Below are 3,379 nucleotides of genomic sequence, written 5' to 3' on the forward strand. Positions count from 1 at the left end.
CCTGGCGTTCCTGCCAGCGGTCACGGACGGGTTGTGGCTGAGGGGATTCCACGCCGTGGTACCCGGGGCCCTCCGTGCGTTCGAACCACAGATCATCGTCATGCAGGCCGGGTGCGACTCGCACCGGGAGGATCCGCTGGCCGACCTGTCTCTCACAGTCGACGGCCACCGCGAGTCCTACCTCCAGGTGATCGCGCTCGCAGACGAGCTCTGCGAGGGGCGGATCATCGCGATCGGCGGAGGTGGATACGAACTGGTCCGGGTGGTTCCGCGATCGTGGACCCACCTCATCGCCGCGATCCTCGGGGTCCCCGTGGATCCGGGGACCCGGGTGCCGGAGGAGTGGGCGGCCATGGCCGCGCGGTACACCGTTCCGGACAGGGTCCCGCAGACGATGAGTGATGGCGCCGCCCCCGCGCACACGCCGTGGGAGCCCGCCGGCGCCGATCGCGGTGGAGAGGTCGACCGGACGCTGGCCCGACTCGACCAGTCGATCCTCGACACCCGCCGTTCCGTCTACCCCCTTCTCGGGCTCGACCCGGACGACCCCCGGGACTGACCGCAACGCCCGCGTCGCGGGTGCCCACCATCCACCACCGAAGTCTCTTGGAGGACCACGATGGCCAACCCCGGTGACGGAACGACCGACGTCGGCGACCCCGAGGGCGATGCGCCCGTCGTCACTCCGCCGGAGCACGCCTCCACCGACACGACGGTCGACGCGTATCCGGAGGGGTACCCGCACGAGTGGGCCGCCGACGTCCTGGGCTCCGACGGCCGGGCGGTGCGGATCCGTCCGGTCCTGCCCAACGATTCCGAGAAGATCGCGCGCTTCCACTCGAGTCTCTCCGAGCGGACGCGCTACCTGCGCTACTTCGGTTCCCATGACGTCCTGTCTGCCAGGGAACTGCAGCGGATGACCCATGTCGACTACCGCGACCGCATGGCGTTCGTCGCGGAGCTGGGTGCGGAGATCATCGGGATGGCGATCTACGAGCGCCTTCCCGACTCGACATTCGCCGAGGTGGCGTTCACCATCTCGGACCAGCACCAGGGAAGGGGGCTCGGATCGATCTTCCTGGAGCACCTCGCGGGGTCCGCCGCCGAGTGCGGGATCGACCACTTCGAGGCGGAGGTCCTGTCCGAGAACCGGTCGATGATCCAGGTGTTCCGTCGGGCGGGGTATGAGATCTCCCGCTCCTTCGACGGATCCACCCTGCACCTCGAGTTCGCTATCGACCCCACCGAGGCTCTGACCAACGTCCGCAACGCGCGCGAGACCGCGGCCGAGGCGCGCAGTGTCGCGAGGGTTCTCACCCCCGGGTCGGTGGCCGTCATCGGCGCCTCGGACCAGGTCGGCAAGATCGGCCACACTGTGCTGCGCAACCTCATCGGCAACGGGTTCACCGGTCCGGTGTACCCGGTCAACTCCGATGCCACCTCGGTGCAGTCCGTCCGCGCCTATGCCAGCGTCCGAGACATCCCCGACCCGGTCGACCTCGCCGTCGTGGCGGTCCCGGCCGCGTCCATGTCCGAGGTGCTGGACGATTGCCTGTCCAAGGGCGTGTCGACGCTCGTGGTGATCTCGGCCGGGTTCTCCGACGTCGGCAGCGCGGGTGTGGTGTCCGAGCGTCGACTGGTGAGCGAGGCCCGGGCGCACGGGATGCGGGTGGTGGGCCCCAACGCGCTCGGGGTGATCAACACCTCCGCCGACGTCCAACTCAACGCCACCCTCGCCGAGGTGGTCCCCGGGCCCGGACGGGCCGGGTTCTTCTGCCAGTCCGGCGCCCTCGGCATCACCATCCTCGCCGCCGCCGCCCGGCGCGGTCTGGGTCTGTCGACCTTCGTCTCCGCGGGCAACCGCGCCGATGTCTCCGGCAACGACCTGCTCCAGTACTGGGACACAGATACCGGGACCGAGGTGGTCCTGCTCTATCTCGAGAGCTTCGGCAACGCCCGCAAGTTCTCCAGGATCGCGCGCCGGGTGGCCCGCAACAAGCCGGTCGTCGTGGTCCGGCGGGCCGTCGACGACCTGGAGTCGGGGGTACAGGGACTGACCGCCTCGGCCATCCGTGGACTGTTCCGCGACTCCGGCCTCATCCAGGTGGACTCCATCACCGACATGTTCGACACCGCGACGCTGCTCGCCTACCAACCGCTGCCCGCGGGCGGACGCCTGGCGATCGTCGGGAACTCGACGGCCGTCGGCCGTCTCGGCGGGGACTCGGCCCGGTTGCAGGGATTCACGGTGGCGGACTCGGTGGACCTGGGAGCCGGGGCTCTGCCCGAGGACTTCCGCGCCGCGATAGCCGACGTGGTCGCCCGGGACGAGGTGGACTCGGTCCTGACGGTGTTCGTCCCACCGGTGGCCACCGAGCCCGACGCGTACGCCGAGGCCATCCGGGCCGCGGCGTCCGGCAGCTCCAAGCCGGTCGTGAGCACGTTCCTCGCCGGGGAGGGGCTGCCGGAGGGGCTCACCATCACCGACGACTCCGGCGTGGCCTCGCGCGGTTCCATCCCCTCGTACCCGTACCCCGAGCGTGCGGTGTCGGCCCTGGTCCGCGCCCGCCGCTACGCCGAGTGGTTGGACCGGCCAGCGGAGGAACCCGCCGAGTACGACGATATCGACCGAGCACGCGCACGCGACCTCGTGGACTCGCTCTGCCACTCGAACGCCGGACACACCTCGTTCGAACTCACCCAGGGGCAGGTCCGGAGCCTGCTCGAATGCTACGGGGTCGGGATCGTCGACTACCGCGTCGCGGCCGGGGTGGAGCAGGCTGCCATGGCGGCCGAGGAGCTCGGCTACCCGGTGGCGGTCAAGGCGATGGGGGAGAAGTGGCGGACCCGCAGTGACCAGTCCGGGGTCCGGTTGGACCTCACCGACGCCGCGTCGTTACGTCACGCGTTCGACGAACTCCAGACCACCACCGGCTCGCGCTCGCTGCACGTGCAGAAGATGGCCACCAAGGGGGTCGCCGTGACCATCCGGGTGGCGGACCACCCCATCTTCGGCTCGCTCATCTCGTTCGGAGTGTCCGGGATGCTTTCGGACCTCCTCGCCGATCGCGCGTTCAGTACTCTGCCGATCTCCCCGTCCGAAGCCCGATCGCTCCTTGATCGCCCCCGGGCCGCACCCATTCTCGACGGGTACGCCGGGGACACACCGGCTGACCGGGAGGCACTGGTGGAACTCATGGGCCGGATGTCGTGCCTCGTGGAGGACGTCCCGGAGCTGCGACGTCTGTCCATCGACCCCGCGCTCGCCGCCCCCGACGGGGTGGCGGTGCTGTACGCGCAGGTTCACCTGGGCCCGCCCCCGCGGTCCAGTGGGGACGAGGGCCCGCGGCGACTGCGCTAGCGGGTCGCGGCGGCCGGG

General features: G+C 70.3%; 1 protein-coding gene and 1 pseudogene. Both read left to right on the forward strand.

Translation table 11 applies throughout. From position 1 onward, the window contains the following. Positions 1-559: pseudogene (locus G6019_RS17545) on the forward strand (acetoin utilization protein AcuC); the annotation flags it as partial. Positions 560-619: 60 nt separating this feature from the next. Further along, positions 620-3,361, forward strand: coding sequence for a bifunctional acetate--CoA ligase family protein/GNAT family N-acetyltransferase (locus G6019_RS16750; protein ID WP_182612312.1), 2,742 nt, complete (start codon positions 620-622; stop codon positions 3,359-3,361). Positions 3,362-3,379: the final 18 nt, after the last annotated feature.

Origin of the sequence: Dietzia sp. DQ12-76 (assembly GCF_014145045.1) — a bacterium.
Lineage (GTDB): Bacteria > Actinomycetota > Actinomycetes > Mycobacteriales > Mycobacteriaceae > Dietzia.

Coding starts and splice junctions, on each gene's coding strand:
- G6019_RS16750 (WP_182612312.1), top strand. CDS start 620: ATGGCCAACCCCGGTGACGGAACGACCGACGTCGGCGACCCCGAGGGC.